A 24,760-nucleotide genomic window follows, 5' to 3' on the forward strand; every position below is an offset into this window, starting at 1 on the left:
GCCCAAAATACTAAAATGCTATACTGCAAACCTCAAAATCGCCCGATACAGCAATCAATGAACAAAGCTTCACAAAATTACATATTATGTATGAAATGGGGGCAGAAATATGGCGCGGAATATGTCAACCGACTATATCACATGGTAAAACGTAATCTGACCCTGCCATTTACCATGATTTGCCTGACAGATGACGCGAGCGGCATTCATCCTGCAATTCAATGCCATCCACTGATACCATTAAACTTGCCTGCAGGCTTACCAGAACGCGGCTGGAATAAACTGACCACTTTTAGTGCCAACCTGTTTGGTTTACAAGGCACAGCCCTATTTCTAGATATAGATATCGTTATCATCGATAACATCGATTGCTTTTTCACCCAGCCATCCAGTCGTCCCGATGAAGTCTGGATTATCCGTGACTGGAAAAAACCTTGGCGCAAAGTTGGCAACAGTTCTGTTTATAGATTTCAAATTGGTGCAATACCAGATTTAATGGATTATTTTCGCAATCATTTTCAACAAATTCGGCAACAATTCCGCCATGAACAGGCTTTTTTATCATGGTATGTGCGTGAACATCATCAACTTAGCTATTGGCCAGAAAACTGGTGCCTGAGCTATAAGTACAATGTATTAAAAAAAATGCCTTATGCAATATGGCAAGCACCGGAAAAACCTGATTTTGGTAAAATCATCGTTTTTCATGGCGAAGTTAATCCTCCAGATGCCATCAAAGGTGGCGGAGGTAAATGGTACCGTAAAATTTTACCGGCTCCTTGGCTAAAAAATTATTGGCAATAATAACAAACCACTATGAAAACAGTTCAGACTCACAGTAAATTCTTCATTATTGGTAATGCTGACGAACAAAACTCCATAGCACACCTGATTCAGCATGATGACATCGTAGTCCGCTTTAACAACCCCAATCCAAACTGCACACTTAAAGCAGATTGGATATTCATTGCCAATGGTTACACCCAGATTAGACATCTGGTAATCGAACATCAATTTTTAAAACCCGAAACTCAAATATTTTTCCGCTATAGTAAAAAAGATATTTTCTATAGTCGCTACCAGAACATCCCTATGCATAAACGCATAAAATACCTATGGCGTTTTCCCAAATGGATAAAAAAATCGCAATTGGATCAATATTTCATCAACACCATACCAAGCAACATTTACCGCCACTGTGCCGACTCACTGGGTTTCCGTCAACCTAGTACAGGACTTCTTGCCATTGATTATATTTGCCAGCAGTACCCAAAAAATACCGTATATATTCACAACTTTACTAGTGAAGGCTGGACCGGACATAACTGGGACGACGAAAAACAACTAATCCATACCTGGGTAAAAACAGGGAGAATAATTGCTATTTAAAAAACTTCATTTATGCGTCAAGGCAAATAAAGCTGATTTCAACATCAATTTAGCCGCTTTATCCCACAAATGAGTACGCAGCAACAACAAAATTGTTGTACGAATTGACAAACGTTTCACGACAAAAAGCTCAGCCGCCTTGTGCAAAATTGCCTTTTTTTCTTTTTCTGGCATAGCTGTTTTTGCAAGCTTCCGGCATAAACGAAAATAGTACAAATGAGCCTTATACAGCAAATAAGCACAACATTTCTCATCACCTACAATAGTTTCAGCATAAAATGCTTGAGTGAGATAAGCTTCGATACCATAAACCTGCTTTGGACTCATTTTCTGCACAATAGAATTTGGCCATATACGATAATGCACTAAAACCTGCGGATAATAAAAATAAGTTTGGCATTCATGCAGCAGACTAGGTGTATTCGCAATATCTTCGTAGGCAGGAATAGTAAAACGACAAACTTTTGTCGCCAACTGGCGTCGGAAAACTTTATTCCAGAAATAATGTTTCCCATCCATAATAGCAAGATGAAACAAGTTTCCATTTTTCTGATGCAGTAAAGTATTGGCCGGAGCAATCGATAAATGCTCCTTCGATTTTGACTTACCAGTATTATCAAAAAATACATCATAATCAAATAGAAGTACATCTGGACGGTATTGTTTCAAAATACCCATAATCTGTTGGACAGCTAGCGATTCAACCTTATCATCCGAATCAATAAACCAAATATACTCAGCTTGAGTTGAATGTAAGAGACATTGGCGTACCTGCGTAATACCTTTATTTTCCTGTCCACACAACACGCGAATAAACGCATCTGGGTAAATTTGCTGATATTTTCGGATAATAGCCAGCGAGTCGTCCTGCGAACAATCATCATAAAAAATCACTTCAACATTAACCGGCAAATTTGGCAATAAAGATTCCAGCAATTCAGGTAGATAAACTCCTACATTGAATACCGGAATCAGAATACTTAACTCTATTTTGCCCATATCAGCGAAAATATCCTTCATCTCCCACAAACTTATTCTTCAAAATCACTTTGTATAATAGGTACCATTAGTCGTTGCGCACATCTTGATACAGACAGCTGACGACAGCCCATACGTAACTGCGCTGCCAGCCGACGGTATTTAAAACATAAATAATGATAAAAATGGTTAGCCTGTGGTTTAACATTATTTTCAGGTGTTATCGTTGAAACAAAAGAAACAGGAGGGTTCAAACCATAATTAGCACATTGATCCAGTTGAATGGCAGCAGCCGGATAAACCTGCCAGCCATTTAAGTCATAGGACCGGCATAAAAAAGCGTCAGCCAATGCCGGAGCCGCAAACTGTGCTCTGTTTAGCAGCTTACGTGCTCCTGATGGAAATAAAACATAAGCAGCAGCACCTGTTCGATCCTGATATAAACGTCGCAATTCATAACCCGCAATCAAAGCCAAGCTTTTTCGATCCAGCCATTTTCTCCGGTGCCTAGTTTCCAGATTCACATAATCTAACTCACAAGTCAGAGAAGATATAGTTGTCAAAAGTTCAGCCGTTTTATGTGAAAGCAACGCATCATCTTCAAGAATTAACCAAGGCTGACCAGTTTCCAAAACAAATTGCCAGGCTGCTTTATGGCTCAAAAAACAGGCTAATTCTGCCGGACGTAATTTACGCTCCCAACCATTTGCCTGGTGTTCATACTGATCAGATAATATATCTTTCGTACTCACCGCATCCAGACGCCGCATGGGAATCTGTAAATGAGTCAGCTGCTGACACTGGAATCTCAGGCGCTCGGCAGAATGTTCCAGATTAATTACTAAAGCAGAAATCATCTGTTACTTTCATTACAGATATTCATTACAATGAACCATCAAGACGGTTAGGAAACAAAATATTCTCAATTTCAAGAATCCTATCCATCCGGCGCTGTACCTTACTTTTTCGAATAGAAAACAATTTTCCATTGGTTCGCAGATTTTCATGAACCACGCGCGCGGCCTGCAACTGCTCTATATAAACCCGTTGTTTGGGGGCGAGTAAATTATCCTCACGATCAAAAATCCAGCAAAAGCCCACTGGCAAATGAGCAACTTTATAGCGAGGATGGGCAGAAGCTTGGTCTGCCGCAATTACAGATTGTAATACCTCTTGATCCCATATTGTCGGCTGAGCAATACACTGACGGTTCCATTCGGCCAATAAATGTCTGGCAGCAGCTGTATCCTGAAAAAATAAAGTAGCCGAAACTAAATGACCATCACCCAAATCATAATAAACAGCTATATCACAATCCAGACCAGCCAAATATTTCAACGGTGAAACATGGAAAACCGCATCCACATCGACATACAACATCGGACCACTCACCAAATCTCGCTCATGCATCAAATAGTTCGATTTAAAAGAGGTATTAGCTTCCCATCCCCCCTTACTGGGAATCGTTGTAGTTTTAACTTTTATATTTAAACGCTCAGCAGAAGCACACATCCGTTTCGCTTCATGCGTATAAAACTCATCATCCGTATGATAAGCCACCACTGTCACCCCATCAGCAGCAGAAGCTTTCATTTCCTCCGTTACTACTTCAGCTAGCGGTACCACAACCCGACGATTCTTCGCACGCCAAGCATACTCCCTACCCAGTTTAACCATTATTAATATTCTCAAACATGAACGATATTAATTATACCCGCGACCAACCATAAATGCGTATTACATCCAGTCTGCGTCGCCAATGTCGCCCCTTCACAAAAAATCTTATAAATTTTTGCCAAAATGTCAATTTAAAGCGCACACGATGAGGAATATCAGAATCCAGTGACTGAAATGCCAATGGTTCAGCCAGAAATCCCTCTTTTAACAAACCACCACAATAATGCCAAACTTTATCGATCGGATAAAAAAGATTATTACTGGCCAAAAGCATTTGTTTTGCCCCATGCAAAGAGACAATATAACAACAAGCTAAAGAGGGAGCAAAATCACATTCACAGGCAATCATCCCATTATGCAAAGCATGTAAACGATAAATTTTCCACTTAACAATTGCATTGGCCTCCATCATCCGCCAAGCTTTACGCTTTATCACTTGCCAAAATGCTGGACGAATAAGTTGTTTTTGGGAAAGTGATTTTTTAATTTCCACAGCATCAATATCATAATATGGGCGCTTCAAAGTCAGATTCAAAAAATCAAATGAATGATAATTTTTTTCTTCAGCAATTAAAGAAACCAGCTCAGAGCTCAACTGAACATCATCTTCCAGCACTAAAGCAAAAGGAATACTCTCATCTACCATCCGCTGCCAGACGGCTCGATGAGATAAAGCACAGCCAAACTCTCCGTTAACAGCCTTACGTTTACACTCTAAGGCAAATCTCGGCTGATTTAAAAATACTTTCTGCTCATCCGTTAAACAATTACCATCAACAGCACTGATTCGTTCGAAATCAATCCCCAAATTCCCCAATTGCCGTTTAACGAAAATTAACCTATCTGAACGTCTATCCAGATTTATTAAAAAGGTTTTGAGCATTTATTCAACACCATACCAACTAAATCATAATTTATTCATAAATTATAACCAAAAACCACAAAACAATTCACAGATATTGTTTCTCTTAAAACCACTGAAACCAACATATACTGCTAAAATACGAATCTAACTTAACCAATAACCCCTATCAGATTCACAACAATTTAAAACTACAACTCTCCAAAAGTAATTTAACAATGCCGCAACAAACTATTATTCTAGCTATGTCGAGCTATAGCGACTTCGCCTCTGCCATCAAAACTCATCTAGAATATCATAATTACAAAGTTATCTTTATTGACAGTACTTCAGAAACACTGAAAAAAAAGATTGAAGCTAATTTTCATTATCCCAGTCTGAAAACGCATATCATTAATACTATCCGAAAAATATTTTTGTTCGACTTCACCTATAAAGCTGTACTGAAAGAACAAATCTATCACCAAGAGCTATATGACAAAATCCAGAATACACTAGGAAATCATAATTATGACTATACACTAGTTATACGTCCGGATCTGTTTTCCATCGCAACATTAGAGCTTCTGAAAAGCCATACAAAAAAGAAATTTATTGGCTATCAGTGGAATGGTATTAAACGCTTTCCCAAAACCATTCCAACAATAAATTTGTTCGATCGTTTTTTTGTATTTGATCCTTTAGATGTAAATAATCTAGAATATAGCCAATTTCATTTGAAAGGGATGAGTAATTTTTATTTTGACATGTACCATCCACAACCAGTACCCCATAAAGGGCTCATTGCTTACTTCGTAGGCTTACATGTTGACAACAGAACAAAAGCCCTCCAAACCTGTGCAAAAGCACTGATAGAAAATGGCGTGAATTTAGATTTCAATATCAAATTGCGCCCGTCCGAAGCAAGCAAAGCAGTCCAATATACAGAACAAAACATATGTTTAATTGCTCAAAATATTTCTTTTGAAGACAATTTAAAGCACGTTAATAAGGCTGACATACTTATAGATATCGTTAACCCGATACACAATGGCTTATCATTTAGAGTATTTGAAGCCTTGTACTATAGGAAAAAATTAATTACTAATAATTCATATATAAAGAATTATGATTTTTACCATCCTGATAACATTTTTATCTGGACAGAAGAAAAAGACTTGCAGCAATTAAGTGATTTTTTAGTCAGACCATTAATCAGCATTCATCCTGATATCATATCGAAATACAGTTTTGCCAATTGGATAAAAAATATTCTGGACGATTCACCTTACAAAGAAATATCAGTTATATAACATTGAAGCTACTGCCCAATATAGCTAGGCTAAAACCTTACATGCTTAATTGAAAATGAAAGGATTGAAATACAAAATACAGATACGTAAATCTTTTAAAAACCGTATCTTGTATTTTGTATATACGAACTATTATCAAAAAATCAGTACAGTTTAATCATTAAAAATTCAATAAACAACATTTGAAAAAATTAGCATTATCAAAATAAAACATGAAAATCAATTATTTACAATACCTAAATGTTAACATCAGCTGAACTTCTGTTTTCACCAAACTGCATACGGTGTAGCACTGCATAACGACCGTTTCTGGCTAACAAATCCTTATGTTTACCTTGCTCAACAATTCTACCCTGATGCATCACCACAATATTGTCAGCAGTTTCAATAGTTGAAAGCCTATGAGCAATAACAATTGTAGTCCGATTTTTCATCAAAGTTTCCAGAGCTGATTGAACCAACCTTTCAGATTCTGTATCCAGTGCACTAGTAGCCTCATCCAGAATTAAAATAGGCGCATCTTTTAACAGTGCACGCGCAATGGCTAGTCTCTGTCTCTGACCACCAGAAAGTTTCATCCCCTGATCACCTACTTGAGTTTGTAAACCTTCAGGCATATTACTAATAAAAGACCAAGCATTAGCGGCCTTTGCAGCCTGAATAATATCAGCCTCTGTAGCCTCAGGGCAGCCATAAGTAATATTATTGGCTATAGTATCATTAAACAAAACAACATCCTGACTAACTAGCGCCATCTGGGAGCGGAGACTTTTTAATTCAAAATCTTTTACATCAATTCCACCAATACTTAAGTACCCACTAGTCACATCATAAAACCTTGGAATCAGATTAACTGTAGAGGTTTTACCGCAACCCGACTCACCAACCAACGCAACTACACTGCCCTGTTTAATCGTCAGACTCAAATGATCAATCGCGTTTTTATTTGCTTCACCGTAACGTAATGTTACATTATTAAAAGTTATATCACCTATCGGTGAAACAAGCTGTTTTACCCCAAGATCTTTTTCTTCAGGCTCGTCCAGAAAATGGAAAACACTATCTGCAGCCATCAAACCTGTCTGCAACACACTAGACATATTAGTAATTCGCTTTAATGGATCAAACATCATCAGCATAGCTGATAGAAAAGACATAAAATCACCGGCAGTAAATCCTGCATGACTGGCTCTTTTAGCAGCAACATACAAAATAATCGATAAAGAAGTTGCAATTAATAATTGCGTCACAGCACTGCCTATAGAAGTATAAGACTGGCGTCTTACTGCAAGGCTTCGTAATGCTTTATTTGTCTTTTCCAAACGATTCTGTTCATAATTTTGACCGCCATAGATACGTACCACACGAGTACCATCAATGGATTCAGACAAAATCTGCATCACCTGACCAAGATCATTTTGACTTCGTGTAACCAATCGACGGATGCGTTTATTAATAATCCTTACACACCACGCAATCAAAGGAATGGTCACAAAAGTAATTAACGTAAGTTGCCAATCAAGATAAAACAACCAGATTAATAAACCAAGAACGGTAACACCGTCTTTAGCAAACACAGTAATCACATCAAAACCGGCTGCAGTAATCCCTTTGGCGTCATTCGTAATCCGTGACATCATACGCCCACGGCTATTTTCCTGATAATAGCCGATTGGAAGCATCATCATTTTGGCAAACAAATCCCGCTGAATTACCTGAACCATCTGATTCGAAATATATGCACTAGTGTATTCATTAATATAATTAGCAATACCACGAAAAATAAATAAACCGACAATTTCAAATGGAACCCATTTCATGGCTTCCATGTTTTTTTCGACGAATCCATTATCGATGATTGGTTTCAACAAATAAGCAAACAGAGGCCCTGTTACCCCTACCACAACCATAGCCAGCACAGAGATAAAGAAATACTTTACAAGTCCCCGCATATAGGGGAACAACCTCTTATACAGATTCTTCGGTGAATAGGCATTGGTTTCTTTACTTTTTTTCATTCGTTACCTAGAACAATCAAAACATAAATGTTATATAAGTTTAATATAGATCGTTAATACATTGTATTAATCAAAATCTTTCAAATACAAAAACTTTTAAAATATTAAACACCGCAAGCAATTATCCAAGCTAATTATTCTATCTAGCCTAAATCATCACATCAATCATAACTAAGTATATTCTACCAAAACAAGAAAATCTTGCATGGAAAGTTTAAAAAGATTCATATTTATTGATAATAAAAATATTGATTAGTTAATATTAAAATTATGAGAACATCTATATTAGATAATAATAAATTTAATTATAAACAAACATATTTATTCTTAGAAAATAAACAATGTCTAGTAATCAATTAAAACTTTCTAAATAAAATTTAATACCAAATAATCTCGCAAGATTGATTAAAAAAAACACAACACTTAAAATAATTAGTTTCAAATTGCCAAAAACTCTAGTTTGAATTTGTTTCATGAGAAATAAAACTATTTTATTAGCCATGCCGCCAAGTAATGGTATCGTAGACTTAATTGCAAAAAATTTGCAATTTCATGGGTATGAAGTATTTCGTGTGGATAGCATATTAGATTTTGAATATGCAAGCATCAAAGACCGAATATCCAATTTTTTTATTAAGCATGCCTTACGTAACAATAATTACAAAGAAAAATTAAAAGCGAAACAATGTTTAAATAAAGCAGAATTACTAATTGGAAACAAACAATATGATTACACTATTGTTATCCGACCAGATTTATACCCTAAAAGTGTTTTAGAAATGTTAAAACAGCAAACCAAAATTAAATTTATAGGATATCAATGGGATGGACTGAAAAGATTTCCGGTAATAAATCTTATACATTTATTTGATAAGTTCTATATATTCGATCATACAGATATAATAAATAAAGAATATAAAAAATACCATCTACATAAGACTACAAATTTTTATTTTGATATGCTTACGCCCCAAAATATAAAAAATGATGTGATGCAGGCTTATTATATTGGAGATCATCAAACTTGTCGCGTACAAGCAATTGAGCAATGCATAACAAATCTTACCGCCAATGGAATTAAAACGAAGTTTATTATCCCTACAAGCAAAAGAAAAGATATTAATTGCTATCAATCTAAGCATATCATTTTTGGCAAAGAAAACCGAATTAATTATTTTGAAAATTTAAAAAATGTGAACTCATCAGATATACTGGTCGACTTTGTAGTTGGAGGACATCATGGTCTTTCTTTTCGTCATTTTGAAGCTCTTTATTATCAAAAAAAATTAATTACAACAAATATATATGTTAAAAATTATGATTTCTATCATCCAGAAAATATATATATATGGGAAGATAAAACACATAATGATATTAAAGATTTTCTAAAAGAACCTTTTAAACCAATAAAAGCAGAAATATTCCAAAAATATAGTTTCAAAAACTGGATAGAACAAATCCTTTACTCATAAGCTTAATAAGGTAAACTATTAAAATATAACAAATACCTATAAATTTTTTGTTTTGTATGATTTTTTATATACAATTTGCTCGTAAAAAGTTATACTAAAAAATTGATTTAAATAAATTTTACAACCAGCAATTTTTCTGACGCAAAGTAATAAGTAAGCAAAAATTGTGAAATATTGTTATCATGATTATTAGGTTTTTGGTGTGACGCATTATGAATTCAACCGACTTTCAATCTATTCTTACCTCTGCGCAACAATACTATGCGCAAAATTTACAAAAAATTGATCAAACATATATTAATAATGTTTTAGAAAAATCTAATGACTTTGAAGTAATATCTTTTGATATTTTTGATACGCTTTTAACTCGATTATTTGAATGTCCTATTGACTTATTCGCTTACGTAGAAAATCAGCTCCAAGTGAATAATAGTAATTTAAAAGATTTTGCTAGAAATAGACTCCTAGCAGAAGCACAAATACGAGATATTTTGCATCGTCAAAAAAATAGAGATGAAGTGACATTAGATGAGATTTATGACTATCTTTTTGATACAAATAAATATAATACAAGTTTACTAAATAAAGCAAAAAAGCTAGAGCTAATAGCCGAGATAGATAGCAATATCAGTATAGAAGATAATAAAAAACTAATTTTAGAATTAAAAAAGCTTGGTAAAAAAATTATATTTGTTTCTGATATTTATTTATCTAAACAATTTATTGAAACCCTTCTAGAAAAAAATCATTTGAACTTATATGACGAATTGTATGTCTCATCTGACTTATTATCATCAAAACATAGTGGAAGAATTTGGAAATATGTCTTAGACAATAATTCAGGCTATAAAATATTACATATAGGCGATAATAAAGTTGCAGATGTTGTACAACCGAGAAAATTTCATATAAATACTTATCATTATAAGCGATTTTTAGGGCAAAGAAGATTAGGTGCACAGCTTTGTCAAGAAGTAGTCCCTTTTTCATTAATGAATAAGGTGTATCATTTAACAAATGGTATCTACTCTTTGAAAGAGTTTAATGAAGATTCGTTCTGGAATGGTTTGGGGGAAACATTTGGCGCTTTAATTTTATATAGTTATACTTCATGGTTAAAAAAACATATTAAAAAGAATGAAATCAACCACATTTATTTTTGTGCAAGAGATGCACAATTAATTCAGAAAGTATGGCAATTACTAGATTTAGATAAAGAATGTAATACAACTTCCAGCTATCTCTATCTTTCAAGAAAAGTCTTACGCTTTCCTACATATTACATAGAACTTAAACAAAATGGAAAACTTTCAAGTGACTCTTTGACTTCGATAGTAAATGAATCTTTACAACATACCGATACTTATATAACATATTTTAATCGTTTAGGAATCGATGCGAAAGATATCTTAAATACTAATTTTGTTCAGAAATTTGGTTCAATCAAAAATGCTTTTGATTTTAAAAAAATTGACAAATTAAAAATATTTATACAAAAAGAATTAACTTCTATTTTGTTAAAAAAATTTGAAGAAGAATATACAGAATCAATAGAATATTTCAAACAAGAAGGGTTATTTGAAGTAAATAAAAAAATAGCGATAATAGATTTAGGTTGGAGTGGCTCAATTCAATTGGCATTGAGTAAATTTCGTTCACATATGGGTATCGAAAGTAAAATATATGGATTCTATTATGGGTTATTTGGACAAACTGCTTCAGGAAGACTTTATAAAAATGGTCCAATGAAAGCTGCTTTTTTTAATATTTTTTCTTCTATATCCGAAAAAAAATTATATCAAAATTGTGTAAATATTTTAGAAAACTTGCATTCAGCAGATCATGAAACTACCATAGGTTATAAGAAAGATGAGAAAGATATTTATCCTTGTTTAAAGGATGATAAAAAAAGTATTTATATTGAACAATATCTCAAAAAAATTTCTATTTTTCAGAAAGGTGTGTTAAGTACAATTGAAAAATGGAAAAAAAATAAATCCGTTTATGGTTTGCAAAAAAATTATATCAATACCGAAGTTGCAAAAGCAGCAATTTTTCAAGTTTGTATTTCTCCTCTTAGATATGAACAAACATATTTGGGAAGAATTAAACATTCTGCACTTTTTGATCATCAAATAATGCAATGTTTAATAAACCAACAATTACCTCAGAATCTAAAACAAGTCCGATTTTCATTTGGGGGACCGGGAGGATGGCAATGTGGTACAATTCAGTATTGGAAAGAAAATCGTAAAAAAATTAAACCGCAAGTATATCAATTTGCCCTCCAATATTTTAATGAATATCCTAAGTTAATTAAAAATTTTATTGAAAACTAATTATGTTAAAATCAGCAAATCAACAATTATATCCAATAAACTATTTTGAAAACAATACTGTTGACAATCTGAAAAGGGATGGTTCAGTTGCTATTATAATGAGGACCAAAAATAGGCCCTTATTGTTAACTAGGGCTCTTGAAAGTGTAATTCAACAATCGTATTCTAACTGGCATTTATATTTAATCAATGATGGTGGTGATGCTAAAGAAGTAAATGAGTTGGTTGAGATTAATTTACCTTATTTAAAAGACAAAATAACAGTAATTCATAATTCTACTTCTTTAGGAATGGAAGCTGCATCAAATTGCGGTTTTGATATTGCCACTGAAGAATTCATGGTCGTACATGATGATGATGATTCTTGGCATTATAAATTTTTACAAGAAACAGTAAATCATTTAAATTCAAACCAAAATGCAGTCGCTGTTGTAACAAAATGTTTAGTTATATATGAAGAAATAAATGTAGACACCGTTAAACAGTTACGTACAGAAGATTGGTCTCATTGGCAACAAACTATAGATATAGGGTACTTGTTAAGACAAAATATTACACCACCAATTTGTCTGTTAATTCGCATGAATGCGGCAAAGCAAATCGGAAAATTCAATGATCAGCTTCCAGTGCTAGGGGACTGGGATTACAATCTAAGATTATTTAGAATAGGTGAAATACATTCTATAAATGAACAATTGGCTTTTTATCATTTAAGGGCTTCTTCTAATAATATATATGGTAATTCAGTCTGCGCGGGGGCAAACCTGCATCATAAATATCAGATAGAATATAGAAACTCAATTGTTAGAAAGGCTTTATCTGATAATTCAGCAAATTATGGTATTTTACATTTACTTTTAAACGAAATGGATAAAAAAAATACTGAATTAACAAATAAAATTAATGAATTAAATCATAAAATAAATGATATTCAAGGCAATGTGTGGTATTTAAGAAGAAAATCATTTCCTCTGAAAACAATTGCAGCAAAAATTAGGGATACAATAAGAAAATGGAAGAAAAAATAAAAAAAATTAATATAATTAATTTATTGACGTTGTTTTTAGATAAAAAATTTTATTATTGGAGTAATCCTGGCAATTCTGGTGATGCATTGATAGCTCATTCTACTTATTTATTATTTGATTCTTTAAATCTTAATTATGAAATAATAAATGATACATCACTACTCAAAAATCAAACCATATTATTTGCTGGTGGTGGTAATTTAGTTGAAGGAAAATACGATGAAATGTATAAAGAGATTTTAAAATCTGTCAAGAATAATTCCTGTATTGTTCTTCCACATACAGTTTTAGGGTATCCTAATTTATTGAATGAAACTTTTGGAAATTTAAAGATTCTTTGTAGAGAAAATTATTCCTTTAATAACTGTATTTCTAGCCAAGCTAATATGGATAATGTATATTTATCGGATGATATGGCTTTTTATTTCCCGAAATACTATTTTTCAAATTTTGAACAAAAAGGAATAGGCACCGCATACTGCTTTAGAACTGATGGAGAATCAGCAAATCTATTCGATTTACCAAGAAACAATATGGATATTTCTTTATCTTGGAATGGAAGTCTATGGTCTAATAAACATCTAGCTAAACATGTTTCGTTAAGTTTAGCTGGCTATTTGTCGAATTTCGAGACCATTGAAACAGATCGTCTTCATATTGGAATACTAGGTTCTATATTAAAGAAAAAAGTAAAATTATTTGCAAACAATTATTTTAAAAATAAAGCTGTTTACGAAAATTCGTTATTAGAACAGTATCCTCATACTTGTTTTATAGATATTAATCATCTCCATTAAGAGTATCTGAATAAATTTGTTATATCATTAGTATAAATAGAGTATGTTAATTTTTTTAATATACTCTATTTTAATAATATTTAGTTTTATTGTGGTAAGGTAATTTTTTGATATGAATCTAGGTTTAAAATATTCTTTATCCAATTGCCAAAACTATATTTTTGTATGATTTCAGAATCAATTATAACCATCGGTTTAGCAAGAAATTCTGATAAAAAATTGTAATTTTGTTTTTCCCAAATCATTATATTATTGGGATGAAAAAAATCATAATATTGAACGAATGGATTAGTTGTAATCAATTTTTTTTGATAATATATTGCTTCAAAAACCCTGAATGATAAACCATGATGTATGGGATTAACTATATCAACTAAAATATCTGAATAATTAATATTAGAAATATTTTCATGAAAGCTTAATTTATTTTTAGCTCCAAAAGTAATAAGATTTTTTTGTTTATATTTAGAAATTTTCCAAGGATCGTCTGTTGGAATTATGAATTTTAATTGAATATTATTTTTATTTAATTCAAATGCACAACTATCAATTGCACTTATCCGTTCATCTATATGTGACCCAACAAAATAAGCAATTTTTCCGGTATGACTAATAGGTGCAGGTTTGTTAACATCAAAATAAAAATTTGTTATTCCACTCAAATGGAATTTCTTAAAATCATTGTTTTGGATATCGTTAGAATCAAATACATAAAAACTATCAAATAAATCAATAGTTGCCAAAACTGCTGGAAACCGGGTTAAACCGTCCCACTGATATCCTATCATTGATTTAGTAACCCTTGTTTTAATGAGTTGCAACAATTTTAAAGGATAAGTATCAGGTCTTATGATTAAAGCATAATCATATTGTTTAGACGATAAATACATTTTTGTATTATCGACTAACAATTTTTCTTTAAGCAAATGTTTATATGAATAATCCCTAAAAAAGATTTTACGTACTAAATGAAATATTCTATCTAAAACATTTTTATATCTAAAATTTTTAATATATTTAGGGTTGCTGTCTACAAATGTAACATCAAATTGATAATATTCCAAATTTTTTATTATTTCAGCAAAAATATCATTATGCTTTGGCATAGCAAGAATAATCCGCTTTTTAACCATCCAGTAGCCTCAAAAACTTTAATACTTCCTTTTAATTATACTTTAATCAAATTGATGGTGAAAATATACCCAAAATTTAAGACCTCTATAACACACATTATTTATAGAGTGCATTCTCATGTGCAAAATTTTATAATACGTATATATAAAGCGTTATCCCTTTTATGAGAGCCATTTCAAAATAATAAATTTTTTTTTGATTTTCTGAAATAAATGTTGTAGGAATGAAATGAATATATTAGTTACAGGCGGAGCTGGTTTTATAGGTTCCGCCCTAATCAGATTTTTGATCGAACATACAAATCATCAGGTTTTGAACTTAGATAAATTAACCTATGCCGGAAATTTAGAATCTTTATCGTCAATAGCACGAAATCCAAGATATCATTTTTATCAAGCAGATATTATTGACTCCTATGCCCTAGCCAAAATTTTTGATAATTTTCAACCTGATGCAGTAATGAATCTGGCGGCAGAAACACATGTCGATAGATCAATTAATGGGGCTTCAAATTTTATTCAGACCAATATAATAGGAACATTCCATTTACTAGAATCTTCTCGTATATATTGGCAAAAATTAAGTAAAGAAAAACGGCTATCTTTTCGTTTTCATCATATATCTACTGACGAAGTATTCGGAGACCTCAAAGATAGTAGTCTTTTTTTTACAGAAATGACACCTTATGCACCTAGCTCACCATATTCTGCCAGTAAAGCCAGTTCAGACCACCTTGTTCGAGCATGGTACCGCACGTATGGCCTGCCCATTATACTTACAAATTGCTCTAATAATTATGGTCCTTATCATTTTCCAGAAAAACTTATACCGCTTAGTATCTTGAATGCTTTATCCGGCAAATTATTACCAATATACGGTAATGGTGAGCAGATAAGAGATTGGTTGTATGTTGATGATCATGTAAGAGCACTTTATACCGTTTTGACAAAAGGTAAAACCGGTGAGAGCTACAATATTGGTGGGCACAACGAACAAAGAAACATCGATGTTGTTAACCAAATATGTGATCTACTTGAAAAATTAGCTCCAAAAAAACCCATTGGAATTAATAAATATAGAGATCTCATTACATATGTTCAAGACAGGCCTGGACATGACATTCGTTATGCAATAGATGCTAGTAAGATTAAGAATGAACTAGGCTGGGTACCAAAAGAAAGTTTTACTTCAGGTTTAACCAAAACTGTTAAATGGTATATTGAAAATCCAGAATGGGTAAAAAACATACAAACTGGAGAATATAAAAATTGGATAAAAAAACAATATAATAATATTTGAAGTATATATATAAAACAGTATTTATTGACTATATACTACTTTTAAATTGAAATTTAGTTAACAACCTAAATAATTTTAATAAGGTTTGCTTTTTATTAATTTGACAAAATAATTCGCTATAAAACAATTTTTAATGCACATGCGAAATTAATATACTTAGTTAAAATCAATCTGAAAAATTTACATTTAGGTTATAATATTCCCCTTTTACATTAGCTTAAGACTTGCCAGAAAGAAAATCATGAAACGGAAAGGTATTATTCTTGCTGGAGGATCTGGTACGCGGCTGTATCCTATTACATTAGGAACTTCAAAACAGCTATTACCGATTTACGATAAACCTATGATTTACTATCCGTTATCTATTTTGATGATGGCTGGAATTAATGAAATACTTATTATTTCTACTCCAGAGGATTTACCAAATTTTCAGAAACTTTTTCATGATGGTAGCTCTATTGGGATTAAAATTGAATATAAAATACAACCATCTCCAGATGGTTTAGCCCAAGCATTTATTTTGGGAGAAGAATTCATCGGAGAAGAAAACGTAGCTTTAGTATTAGGAGATAATATATTTTACGGGCAAAGCTTTGGACAACAATTACAAATTGCTTGTAATCAGACTATAGGCGCTACTATATTTGGTTATTATGTTAACGATCCTGAGAGATTTGGTGTTGTAGAGTTTGGAGCAAATGGCAAAGTACTTTCAATCGAAGAAAAGCCTTCCCATCCTAAATCCAATTATGCTGTTACCGGATTATATTTTTACGATAATCAGGTTGTTGAAATGGCTAAAACTATACGTCCTTCAGCAAGATCCGAATTTGAGATTACAGATATAAATAATCTTTATTTAAGTCAACAACAATTAAATGTTCAATTGTTAGGAAGAGGTTTTGCATGGTTAGATACAGGTACACATGATTCTTTGATAGATGCCAGCCAATTTGTACAGACTATTGAAAAACGGCAGGGCTTAAAAATTGCATGTTTAGAAGAAATTTCATTTAATAACAAATGGATAACAATTGAACAACTATATGAGCGTGGGAAATTTTTAAATAAAACCAGCTATGGACAATACTTATTAAAATTATACAACGAATATCATAAATAATTGATTATGAATATAATTGACACTCCTATCAAAGATTTATTAATAATTGAGCCTCACGTTTTCGAGGACGAACGAGGCTGGTTTATGGAAAGCTTTAATCAACAACTGTTTGAAAAAGCTTTAAATAAACGTCATCTACATAGTCCTGAATTTGTTCAAGACAATCATTCTTTGTCCCATAAAGGTATTATTAGGGGTCTACATTATCAAATTTCACCACACGAACAAGGAAAATTAGTTCGTGTAGTCCAAGGCAGGGCTTGGGATGTAGCTGTTGACATTCGACCTGATTCTATAACATTTGGGCAGTGGTATGGAGTAGAACTATCGGCTGTCAACCATCGACAGTTTTGGATTCCTGCAGGTTTTGCACATGGATTTTTAGCTCTTGAGGATGATACTCAGTTTCTTTATAAAACAACTGATTTTTATTTTAAAGAATGTGAGCGTAATCTTCGCTGGAATGATCCTGAACTAGCCATTTCATGGCCTATCAGTTCTGATATGATAGTCAGTTGTTCACATAAAGATGCTCAGGCTCATGATTTTGCCCATCTTAAAAATTGTTATAGCTAAAATCTTAAAAAGATAATTTATAAATCAATTTAATTTATATTTTTTAAATATAATTCTATTTATTAATTCTTGTATAGTTACTGCCATGATCCCATTCTGTTACCTTCGTTAAATCGATTTCACGGTTTATTTTATTATGAAGACTGTTTTTAGTTTTATTTGGATTGTTTCCATCCTCATTGTTGCAATAATTATATATTTAACATATCGACACAAATCATTACAAGAACATCAGTCCGTAAAGAAGCAGTTATCAGAAGCCTTGAATGAGTTGATTCGTGTACAAACAGAAGTTAATTATCTTAAGCAAAATAAACAGATCAATGATGAAGAATTGATTCGGTGTCGTCAAGAATTACAAGTTGTATACAAACGCTTGAGTGCTGCAGAAGCAGTAAATGTCCAGTTAACTACTGCTCAGGAAGCATTTCAATCAGAATGTGAACAACTGCGGTCTGCCACCATCGATCTGGCTGCAGCAGAACAGCAGTTACAGGACTGGCAACTGCGTTCTGAGGACTGGCATATTCGTGAACAAAAGTATATAAATGCTGCGGAAAAATTAAAGCATATACAAATTGAAAACAGTCGTCTTAACACGCAACTTAAGCTTGAACGCGAAGCCTTTGAGGAGAAGCTGGCTTTATTAAACGAAGCGCGTAATAGTCTCAGCAATCAATTCAAGTCATTAGCTAATGATATTCTGGAAGAAAAAAGTAAACGTTTTAGTGAGCAGAATCAGGCTAGTCTTAGTCAGTTGCTGAATCCTTTACATGAGCGTATGCAGGGATTTAGTCAACTGGTTCAGCATACTTATGAAAAAGAGGCAAAAGAACGTACAACGCTGGAAAATGAACTAAAACATCTGCAGCAGCTCAATGCTCAATTGCATTGTGATGCTAAAGCGCTTACCGATGCCTTAGCCGGTACTCAGAATAAAAATCAGGGTAACTGGGGCGAGATGATTCTGGAAAAGGTATTAGAAAATTCTGGTCTTCAAAAAGGACGTGAGTACGTTCTACAGGCGTCTAATACGATTATTGATGAGTTTGGTCGTCAGCGTCGTTTGCAGCCGGATGTGTTGGTAAATTTACCTGAGAATAAACAGATTATTATTGATGCTAAAACTTCACTGACAGCTTATGTCCGTTATACTCAGGCAACAGATGCAGCCAGTGCGGAGAAAGCGCTAGCTGCACATATTCAGTCTGTGCGTCATCATATTAAAGAACTCTCGTCTAAATGTTATGATGAAATTGATGGGCTAAATACACTCGATTTTGTGTTTATGTTTATTCCGGTTGAGCCGGCATATCTACTCGCGCTACAACAGGATAATCAATTGTTCGATGACTGTTTCCAAAAGCGGATTATGCTGGTTGGGCCCAGCACTTTACTGGCAACATTACGTACTATTGCTCATATCTGGCGTAGTGAACAGCAAAATCAGAATGCGCTGACTATTGCAAAAGAAGGCGGTAAGTTGTATGACAAATTTGTTGGCTTTGTGAACACTCTCGAAGGTGTTGGAAAAAATCTGGATCAGGCTCAAGGACAATTTCAGAAAGCTATGGGGCAATTGGTTAACGGGCGTGGTAACCTAGTAAACAGAGCGCAAAAGCTGCGTCAGCTGGGGATACAAAGCAGTAAAAATTTGCCTGAATATTATCAAAAAGGAGAGGAAGAGGAAGATGAGCTACTTCTTGCTACCTCAGACTCTCCCTCAGAATGATCTTATGTTGCCTATTTCATGAATTTTTCTATACATGAATAATGTTGGCTTACAGCTAAATTAAGCTTTTATTGCAACCTTTGTCTTGTTTAAATCTGGCGTACAATAGCGTTTAATTGTCAGCTTGCTGGCTAGGTAAACTTATACTTCTGCATAAATAATTCGGATTTATGCATTCTCTTAGACATATGTAATTTGCTGTTGGATTATTGCTGTATGACTCAGAACGCTCATCAATCGCCTCCATCTATCTGGCAGCGAATTTTTAGTCAGCATATGCTGATCTGTGTGTTTACAGGTTTCAGTTCAGGTTTGCCACTGTACTTTCTGATAAATCTTGTTCCTGCCTGGCTGCGTAATGAAGGTGTGGATTTAAAGACTATAGGATTGTTTTCTATTATTGGTCTGCCATTCACATGGAAATTTTTATGGTCCCCTCTAATGGATGCTGTGCAATTTCCATGGTTAGGAAGACGGCGTGGATGGATGTTTGTCACACAGTCAGCTTTATTGTTGTCTATTCTCGGTTATATGCTGCTCAGTCCTCAGCAAAATATGAATCTCATTAAAATTTTATCTCTGTTTGTGGCTTTTTTTGCGGCCAGTCAGGATATTGTATTGGATGCATTCCGGCGAGAAATATTACCTGATAGTGAACTAGGACTGGGCAATGCAATCCATGTAAATGCTTATCGTATTGCGGCTCTTGTACCCGGCTCTGTGTCTCTTATTCTGGCCGATATCTATCCTTGGCCGACAGTATTTGCTATTACTGCGTTATTTATGTTGCCGGGTATATTTATGACTTTATTTTTAGCTCATGAACCCACTTTACCGATAACTGTACCCAAAACTTTTAAAGAAACTGTAGTTGAGCCTTTTAAAGAATTTTTTGCACGAAAAGGTGTTAAAAGTGCTTTACTGGTACTGTTTTTTATCTTTTTGTACAAGCTTGGTGACAGTATGGCTACCGCTCTGGCCACACCATTTTATATGGATATGGGCTTTAGTAAGATGGATATTGGTCTGATAGCCAAAAATGCTGGCTTATGGCCAACAATTATCGCCGGAATTCTTGGCGGTATATGGATGATTAAGCTGGGTATAAATCGGGCGCTATGGTTATTCGGTCTAGTTCAGGTTTTTTCTATCCTAGGATTTGCCTGGCTGGCCAGTCAGGGGCCTTTTATCCATATTGGTTCTAAAGAGCTTTTTACTTTGGCTTTGGTTATAGGATTTGAAGCTATTGGTGTTGGTTTGGGTACGGCAGCATTTGTGGCCTACATGGCCAAAGAAACTAATCCTGCTTATACTGCTACTCAACTAGCACTGTTTACTAGTCTGGCTGCTGTGCCTAGAACATTGATTAATGCTACTACTGGATATTTGATTAACTGGCTAGGTTATGTGAGCTTTTTCTGGTTATGCTTTTTTCTGGCCATTCCTGGAATGTTGCTGTTGTTGAAGGTCGCACCATGGAATAAAAAAGTAACAGGCGTTTGAGCATAACTAAGATTCATTCTGATAAAAAGTTCATTCGGCAGCAATTTAATATCATATAGATAGTGTTTTTTCACCTGAACTTCTATATATTATTCGCGAAAAAACTTTGTCTATATTATAAGTTCATTAGAAAATACGGCTGCTGGTTAGATTAATGCAAAAATGGATTATGCTGCTTTTCGTGACCTATGGTTGTCATAGGGCCATGGCCTGATAATACGCGGGTATCATCAGGCAAAGATAATAGCTTTTCCTGAATACCGCGGATTAGATCAGAATGATTACCACCAGGGAAATCTGTACGGCCGATAGATTCTCGGAATAACACATCACCTGCTATCAGCAATTTATTAGCCTGACTGTAAAATACAACATGGCCCGGAGTGTGGCCTGGTATATGAAAAACGATAAAAGTATGCTCACCTACTTTTAATGCTTCTCCTTCATTTAACCAGCGTGTTGGTATAAATGGCTGACTAATGGGAAAACCATAACTGGCAGTCACTTCTGGCAACGCCTGCAACCAGTAATTGTCAGCTTGATGCGGGCCCAAAACTGGTACCGGCTGCAAGGTAGTTAATTCTTCTACGCCGCTTGCATGGTCAAGGTGCCCATGTGTTAACCAAATAGCTTTTAAGTTCAGCTGATGTGTTTCTACTGCCTCCAGTAAGCGTTCAGCTTCACCACCTACATCTGTTAATACGGCTTCTTTGCTGACATCATCCCATAATAATGCAGCATTCTGTTGAAATGGTGTTACGGGTAAGATCTGCACGTTTAAAGCCATTTTTTACCTCGTTTATCAGTTATAACAATACAGCTTTGCTTAAAAAATACATGCTCATGAAGAGCAGCAGACAAGCAAAACATTTTTTCAGCTTTCTAGGTGAAAGATAATGCGCCACTTTAGCACCCTGTCTGGCTGTGATAAAACTCATGAAACTGATGCCAATAAACGCATAAATATGAACATATCCTATGGTATGTTCAATATGAATTTGTTCATGGGCACCAAAAAACATAAAGCCTATGGCACCAGCAAGCGCAATTGGCAGACCACATGCGGCAGAAGTACCTACAGCTTGCTGCATAGCTAGTCCGCTTCGATTTAGATAAGGTACAGTTAGACTGCCCCCGCCGATACCAAACAAAGCTGACGCAATACCGATGATTACACCTGCCAACCAGTGCCAGCGAGAATTAACCAACTGAGTTTGCTGTAAATTTTGTTGACTGCAGGCGGTGCGAAACATATTGATACCAACCATAAGGGTAAAAATACCAATAACCAGTTGAAGTTTTTCTCCTGATAATGCATCTGCGATGGCTGCACCGCCAAACGAACCCAATACAAGACCAGGTGTTAAACGCCCAACAACTGGCCAGATTACTGCATGATTTTTGTTATGCGCCAGCATGGAACTAATAGAAGTAACCATGATGGTTGCTAGAGAAGTACCAAGCGCCAGATGCATCGTGACCGCTTCACCATAACCTGCATGCATAAAGACGATATACAGAATAGGTACAACAATTAAACCACCACCAACGCCAAACAGTCCAGCAGCGAAGCCTGCTACAGCACCTATTAATAAATAAGTAAGCAGTTCCATAAATTAGCTTAATTACAATTTTTGGTCAGAAGATAAACAAAAATAGTAACTTTTGTATCAAAGCCATGGAAAAAATTAATGGCGGAAGTGGCGCACACCTGTGACCACCATAGCAATTCCATGTTCATTGGCAGCAGCTATTACTTCTTCATCCCGAACAGAACCGCCGGGCTGGATAATGGCTTTGATACCTTGTGCAGCAATCACATCCACACCGTCTCTAAATGGAAAAAAAGCATCTGAAGCGGCACAGGCACCGTTTAATTCGAAGCCAGCATCCTGTGCTTTTCGCGCAGCAATTCGCGTGGAATCGACACGGCTCATTTGTCCTGCTCCGATACCATACGTCTGCCCGTTTTTACCAAATACAATAGCATTAGATTTCACATATTTAGCTACATTCCATACAAATAGTAAGTCTTTAATTTCCTGTTCGCTGGGTACTCTTGCTGTTACGACCTTTAAATCACCTGCATCGATATAGTGTCTGTCTGGTGTCTGCACCAGCAGACCACCACCCACACGTTTTAATTCAAACTGATTTGCTCCGGCAGACAAAGGAATTTCCAGTACTCGGACATTCTTTTTGGCCGCTATGATGACCTTGGCTTCGTCTGTGAAAGCAGGAGCCAATAAAACTTCGAGGAACTGACCGGTTACGGCTTCTACAGTGGCCGCATCTACTTCACGATTGAAGGCAATAATTCCTCCAAATGCACTGGTTGTATCGGTCGCCAGCGCTAATTGGTAAGCAGTTAGAGTGTCACTGGCTATGGCAACGCCACAAGGATTAGCATGTTTGACAATAACACAGGCCGGCTGAGTAAAAGACTTGACTGTTTCCCATGCTGCATCGGCGTCCGCAATATTGTTGTAAGATAATTCTTTTCCCTGCAGTTGCTGATATTTAGCGAGACTGCCTTCAGCAGGCTGCAAATCCCGGTAAAAGGCAGCCTGCTGATGTGGATTTTCGCCATAGCGTAAATCCTGGATTTTCAGCCAGCTTTGGTTATATTGCTGGGAAAAGGTTTGTAAATCTGGTATTCCAGATAAATTCTTATCGTCAATGCGTGTCAGATAATTGGCAATCATGCCATCATATTGAGCTGTATGAGCAAAAGCTTTGCGTGCTAGATTAAATCGGGTTTGCTCAGACAGGTCACTTTGGTTTCTGATTTCATCGATTATAGCAGCATAATCATTACTATCAGTTACAATAGCCACATCACGCCAGTTTTTGGCGGCAGAGCGAACCATTGCAGGACCGCCGATATCGATATTTTCGATAGCGTCTTCCAATGTACAATCCTGTTTCGCAACAGTTGCAGCAAAAGGGTACAGGTTTACACATACAAGATCTATGGTTCCGATAGCTTGTGCTGCAAGCTGATTCATGTGTTTAGCATTATCACGTCGTGCCAGAATACCACCATGGATTTTAGGGTGTAGTGTCTTTACTCGCCCATCCAGCATTTCCGGAAATCCAGTATGGTCTGCTACTTCAGTCACAGCTATATTTTCTTTGGCCAATAGACTGGCAGTTCCTCCGGTTGACAGTAATTCAACGCCCAGTTGTGCTAACTGACGCGCAAAATCAACCACGCCAGTTTTATCAGACACGCTGATCAGTGCCCGTTTGATTCCCACCATGACATCTCCCTTAGTATTCAGTTGAAACTGCCTCAGTCCAGCAAATGATACTGCATTAATTTTTTTCGCAAAGTATTGCGATTGAGACCCAGAATTTGTGCAGCGCGAGTCTGATTGTGTTCACAAACATCCATCACACAACGCAACAATGGTAATTCCATCTGCTGCAACACCATATCATAAACAGCACAAGGTGTTTCTCCATCAAGATCTGCAAAATATTGCCTTACATTGACCTCTATACATTGAGCGATACTTACTTTGGGTGCTTCACTCAT

The 24,760-nt window shown here is 34.9% G+C and carries 22 protein-coding genes; 12 read left to right on the top strand and 10 right to left on the bottom strand.

Annotation, left to right across the window (positions count from 1 at the left end):
* Positions 1-57 precede the first annotated feature (57 nt).
* Positions 58-804, top strand: coding sequence for a hypothetical protein (locus J3U64_RS05745; RefSeq protein WP_267390828.1), 747 nt, complete (start codon positions 58-60; stop codon positions 802-804).
* Positions 805-816: 12 nt separating this feature from the next.
* Positions 817-1,389, top strand: coding sequence for a hypothetical protein (locus J3U64_RS05750; protein WP_267390829.1), 573 nt, complete (start codon positions 817-819; stop codon positions 1,387-1,389).
* A gap of 6 nt (positions 1,390-1,395) precedes the next feature.
* Here the strand turns inward: J3U64_RS05750 and J3U64_RS05755 are convergent, their stop codons facing one another.
* The 4 genes from J3U64_RS05755 to J3U64_RS05770 are packed head-to-tail and all read right to left on the bottom strand — an operon-like array spanning position 1,396 to position 4,927.
* Entirely contained in the window at positions 1,396-2,388 is a 993-nt protein-coding gene (locus J3U64_RS05755; protein WP_267408598.1) for a glycosyltransferase family 2 protein, read from the bottom strand.
* Positions 2,389-2,420: 32 nt separating this feature from the next.
* Positions 2,421-3,224, bottom strand: a complete 804-nt coding sequence (locus tag J3U64_RS05760) for a glycosyltransferase family 25 protein (protein ID WP_267408599.1) — start codon at positions 3,222-3,224, stop codon at positions 2,421-2,423.
* 25 nt (positions 3,225-3,249) lie between these two features.
* Complete coding sequence (locus J3U64_RS05765; RefSeq protein ID WP_267408600.1) at positions 3,250-4,044, bottom strand: putative nucleotide-diphospho-sugar transferase; 795 nt, start codon at positions 4,042-4,044, stop codon at positions 3,250-3,252.
* Between the two features lie 31 nt (positions 4,045-4,075).
* A complete protein-coding gene (locus tag J3U64_RS05770; RefSeq protein ID WP_267408601.1) occupies positions 4,076-4,927 on the bottom strand; it encodes a glycosyltransferase family 25 protein in 852 nt (283 codons plus the stop codon).
* Between the two features lie 197 nt (positions 4,928-5,124).
* Here J3U64_RS05770 and J3U64_RS05775 point away from each other — a divergent pair, with 197 nt between their 5' ends.
* Positions 5,125-6,198: a hypothetical protein gene (locus J3U64_RS05775; protein WP_267408602.1), complete on the top strand. Its 1,074-nt coding sequence runs from the start codon at positions 5,125-5,127 to the stop codon at positions 6,196-6,198.
* A 236-nt stretch (positions 6,199-6,434) separates the two neighbouring features.
* Here the strand turns inward: J3U64_RS05775 and msbA are convergent, their stop codons facing one another.
* Positions 6,435-8,216 (bottom strand): lipid A export permease/ATP-binding protein MsbA, encoded by a 1,782-nt coding sequence (gene msbA, locus J3U64_RS05780; RefSeq protein WP_267408603.1) that lies wholly within the window; start codon positions 8,214-8,216, stop codon positions 6,435-6,437.
* A 473-nt stretch (positions 8,217-8,689) separates the two neighbouring features.
* Here msbA and J3U64_RS05785 point away from each other — a divergent pair, with 473 nt between their 5' ends.
* The 4 genes from J3U64_RS05785 (at position 8,690) to J3U64_RS05800 (ending at position 13,852) form a co-directional block, all read left to right on the top strand.
* A complete protein-coding gene (locus tag J3U64_RS05785; protein ID WP_267408604.1) occupies positions 8,690-9,688 on the top strand; it encodes a hypothetical protein in 999 nt (332 codons plus the stop codon).
* Positions 9,689-9,900: 212 nt separating this feature from the next.
* On the top strand, positions 9,901-12,027 hold the full coding sequence (locus J3U64_RS05790) for an HAD-IA family hydrolase (RefSeq protein ID WP_267408605.1): 2,127 nt from the start codon (positions 9,901-9,903) through the stop codon (positions 12,025-12,027).
* Between the two features lie 2 nt (positions 12,028-12,029).
* Positions 12,030-13,055: a glycosyltransferase family 2 protein gene (locus J3U64_RS05795; protein ID WP_267408606.1), complete on the top strand. Its 1,026-nt coding sequence runs from the start codon at positions 12,030-12,032 to the stop codon at positions 13,053-13,055.
* Positions 13,040-13,852, top strand: a complete 813-nt coding sequence (locus tag J3U64_RS05800; protein ID WP_267390839.1) for a polysaccharide pyruvyl transferase family protein — start codon at positions 13,040-13,042, stop codon at positions 13,850-13,852. The genes J3U64_RS05795 and J3U64_RS05800 overlap by 16 nt, the downstream gene beginning before the upstream one ends.
* 86 nt (positions 13,853-13,938) lie before the next feature.
* Here J3U64_RS05800 and J3U64_RS05805 read toward each other — a convergent pair whose 3' ends face one another.
* Positions 13,939-14,985: a hypothetical protein gene (locus J3U64_RS05805; RefSeq protein ID WP_267408607.1), complete on the bottom strand. Its 1,047-nt coding sequence runs from the start codon at positions 14,983-14,985 to the stop codon at positions 13,939-13,941.
* 229 nt (positions 14,986-15,214) lie between these two features.
* On the opposite strand from J3U64_RS05805, the gene rfbB reads away from it, so the two are divergent.
* The 5 genes from rfbB to J3U64_RS05830 all read left to right on the top strand — a co-directional run bounded on the left by rfbB (position 15,215) and on the right by J3U64_RS05830 (position 21,219).
* Entirely contained in the window at positions 15,215-16,285 is a 1,071-nt protein-coding gene (rfbB, locus tag J3U64_RS05810; protein ID WP_267408608.1) for a dTDP-glucose 4,6-dehydratase, read from the top strand.
* Between the two features lie 241 nt (positions 16,286-16,526).
* Positions 16,527-17,408, top strand: coding sequence for a glucose-1-phosphate thymidylyltransferase RfbA (gene rfbA / locus J3U64_RS05815; protein ID WP_100151555.1), 882 nt, complete (start codon positions 16,527-16,529; stop codon positions 17,406-17,408).
* A gap of 6 nt (positions 17,409-17,414) precedes the next feature.
* Complete coding sequence (gene rfbC, locus J3U64_RS05820) at positions 17,415-17,984, top strand: dTDP-4-dehydrorhamnose 3,5-epimerase (RefSeq protein ID WP_267408609.1); 570 nt, start codon at positions 17,415-17,417, stop codon at positions 17,982-17,984.
* A 136-nt stretch (positions 17,985-18,120) separates the two neighbouring features.
* Positions 18,121-19,716 (top strand): DNA recombination protein RmuC, encoded by a 1,596-nt coding sequence (gene rmuC, locus J3U64_RS05825; protein ID WP_416384983.1) that lies wholly within the window; start codon positions 18,121-18,123, stop codon positions 19,714-19,716.
* A 216-nt stretch (positions 19,717-19,932) separates the two neighbouring features.
* Positions 19,933-21,219, top strand: a complete 1,287-nt coding sequence (locus J3U64_RS05830) for an AmpG family muropeptide MFS transporter (RefSeq protein WP_100141146.1) — start codon at positions 19,933-19,935, stop codon at positions 21,217-21,219.
* Between the two features lie 151 nt (positions 21,220-21,370).
* Here the strand turns inward: J3U64_RS05830 and J3U64_RS05835 are convergent, their stop codons facing one another.
* The 4 genes from J3U64_RS05835 to J3U64_RS05850 all read right to left on the bottom strand — a co-directional run bounded on the left by J3U64_RS05835 (position 21,371) and on the right by J3U64_RS05850 (position 24,760).
* The gene (locus tag J3U64_RS05835; RefSeq protein ID WP_267408611.1) at positions 21,371-22,006 is read right to left on the bottom strand and encodes an MBL fold metallo-hydrolase; all 636 of its coding nucleotides are present in this window, start codon (positions 22,004-22,006) and stop codon (positions 21,371-21,373) included.
* Positions 22,007-22,025: 19 nt separating this feature from the next.
* On the bottom strand, positions 22,026-22,832 hold the full coding sequence (locus J3U64_RS05840; protein ID WP_267390845.1) for a sulfite exporter TauE/SafE family protein: 807 nt from the start codon (positions 22,830-22,832) through the stop codon (positions 22,026-22,028).
* A gap of 75 nt (positions 22,833-22,907) precedes the next feature.
* Positions 22,908-24,482 (bottom strand): bifunctional phosphoribosylaminoimidazolecarboxamide formyltransferase/IMP cyclohydrolase, encoded by a 1,575-nt coding sequence (gene purH, locus J3U64_RS05845; RefSeq protein ID WP_267408613.1) that lies wholly within the window; start codon positions 24,480-24,482, stop codon positions 22,908-22,910.
* 32 nt (positions 24,483-24,514) lie between these two features.
* Complete coding sequence (locus J3U64_RS05850; protein WP_100141142.1) at positions 24,515-24,760, bottom strand: helix-turn-helix domain-containing protein; 246 nt, start codon at positions 24,758-24,760, stop codon at positions 24,515-24,517.

Origin of the sequence: Snodgrassella sp. B3800 (assembly GCF_026535865.1) — a bacterium.
In the GTDB taxonomy this organism is placed as follows: domain Bacteria; phylum Pseudomonadota; class Gammaproteobacteria; order Burkholderiales; family Neisseriaceae; genus Snodgrassella; species Snodgrassella alvi_E.

Excerpts from the sequence above, each read along its gene's own strand:
- J3U64_RS05760 (WP_267408599.1), bottom strand. The coding sequence starts at position 3,224 with ATGATTTCTGCTTTAGTAATTAATCTGGAACATTCTGCCGAGCGCCTG.
- J3U64_RS05790 (WP_267408605.1), top strand. The coding sequence starts at position 9,901 with ATGAATTCAACCGACTTTCAATCTATTCTTACCTCTGCGCAACAATAC.
- J3U64_RS05745 (WP_267390828.1), top strand. The coding sequence starts at position 58 with ATGAACAAAGCTTCACAAAATTACATATTATGTATGAAATGGGGGCAG.
- J3U64_RS05775 (WP_267408602.1), top strand. The coding sequence starts at position 5,125 with ATGCCGCAACAAACTATTATTCTAGCTATGTCGAGCTATAGCGACTTC.
- J3U64_RS05770 (WP_267408601.1), bottom strand. The coding sequence starts at position 4,927 with ATGCTCAAAACCTTTTTAATAAATCTGGATAGACGTTCAGATAGGTTA.
- purH (WP_267408613.1), bottom strand. The coding sequence starts at position 24,482 with ATGGTGGGAATCAAACGGGCACTGATCAGCGTGTCTGATAAAACTGGC.
- J3U64_RS05850 (WP_100141142.1), bottom strand. The coding sequence starts at position 24,760 with ATGAGTGAAGCACCCAAAGTAAGTATCGCTCAATGTATAGAGGTCAAT.
- J3U64_RS05785 (WP_267408604.1), top strand. The coding sequence starts at position 8,690 with ATGAGAAATAAAACTATTTTATTAGCCATGCCGCCAAGTAATGGTATC.
- J3U64_RS05750 (WP_267390829.1), top strand. The coding sequence starts at position 817 with ATGAAAACAGTTCAGACTCACAGTAAATTCTTCATTATTGGTAATGCT.
- rfbC (WP_267408609.1), top strand. The coding sequence starts at position 17,415 with ATGAATATAATTGACACTCCTATCAAAGATTTATTAATAATTGAGCCT.
- J3U64_RS05800 (WP_267390839.1), top strand. The coding sequence starts at position 13,040 with ATGGAAGAAAAAATAAAAAAAATTAATATAATTAATTTATTGACGTTG.
- msbA (WP_267408603.1), bottom strand. The coding sequence starts at position 8,216 with ATGAAAAAAAGTAAAGAAACCAATGCCTATTCACCGAAGAATCTGTAT.
- J3U64_RS05765 (WP_267408600.1), bottom strand. The coding sequence starts at position 4,044 with ATGGTTAAACTGGGTAGGGAGTATGCTTGGCGTGCGAAGAATCGTCGG.
- J3U64_RS05805 (WP_267408607.1), bottom strand. The coding sequence starts at position 14,985 with ATGGTTAAAAAGCGGATTATTCTTGCTATGCCAAAGCATAATGATATT.
- rfbB (WP_267408608.1), top strand. The coding sequence starts at position 15,215 with ATGAATATATTAGTTACAGGCGGAGCTGGTTTTATAGGTTCCGCCCTA.
- rmuC (WP_416384983.1), top strand. The coding sequence starts at position 18,121 with ATGAAGACTGTTTTTAGTTTTATTTGGATTGTTTCCATCCTCATTGTT.
- J3U64_RS05795 (WP_267408606.1), top strand. The coding sequence starts at position 12,030 with ATGTTAAAATCAGCAAATCAACAATTATATCCAATAAACTATTTTGAA.
- J3U64_RS05830 (WP_100141146.1), top strand. The coding sequence starts at position 19,933 with ATGACTCAGAACGCTCATCAATCGCCTCCATCTATCTGGCAGCGAATT.
- rfbA (WP_100151555.1), top strand. The coding sequence starts at position 16,527 with ATGAAACGGAAAGGTATTATTCTTGCTGGAGGATCTGGTACGCGGCTG.
- J3U64_RS05835 (WP_267408611.1), bottom strand. The coding sequence starts at position 22,006 with ATGGCTTTAAACGTGCAGATCTTACCCGTAACACCATTTCAACAGAAT.
- J3U64_RS05755 (WP_267408598.1), bottom strand. The coding sequence starts at position 2,388 with ATGGGCAAAATAGAGTTAAGTATTCTGATTCCGGTATTCAATGTAGGA.
- J3U64_RS05840 (WP_267390845.1), bottom strand. The coding sequence starts at position 22,832 with ATGGAACTGCTTACTTATTTATTAATAGGTGCTGTAGCAGGCTTCGCT.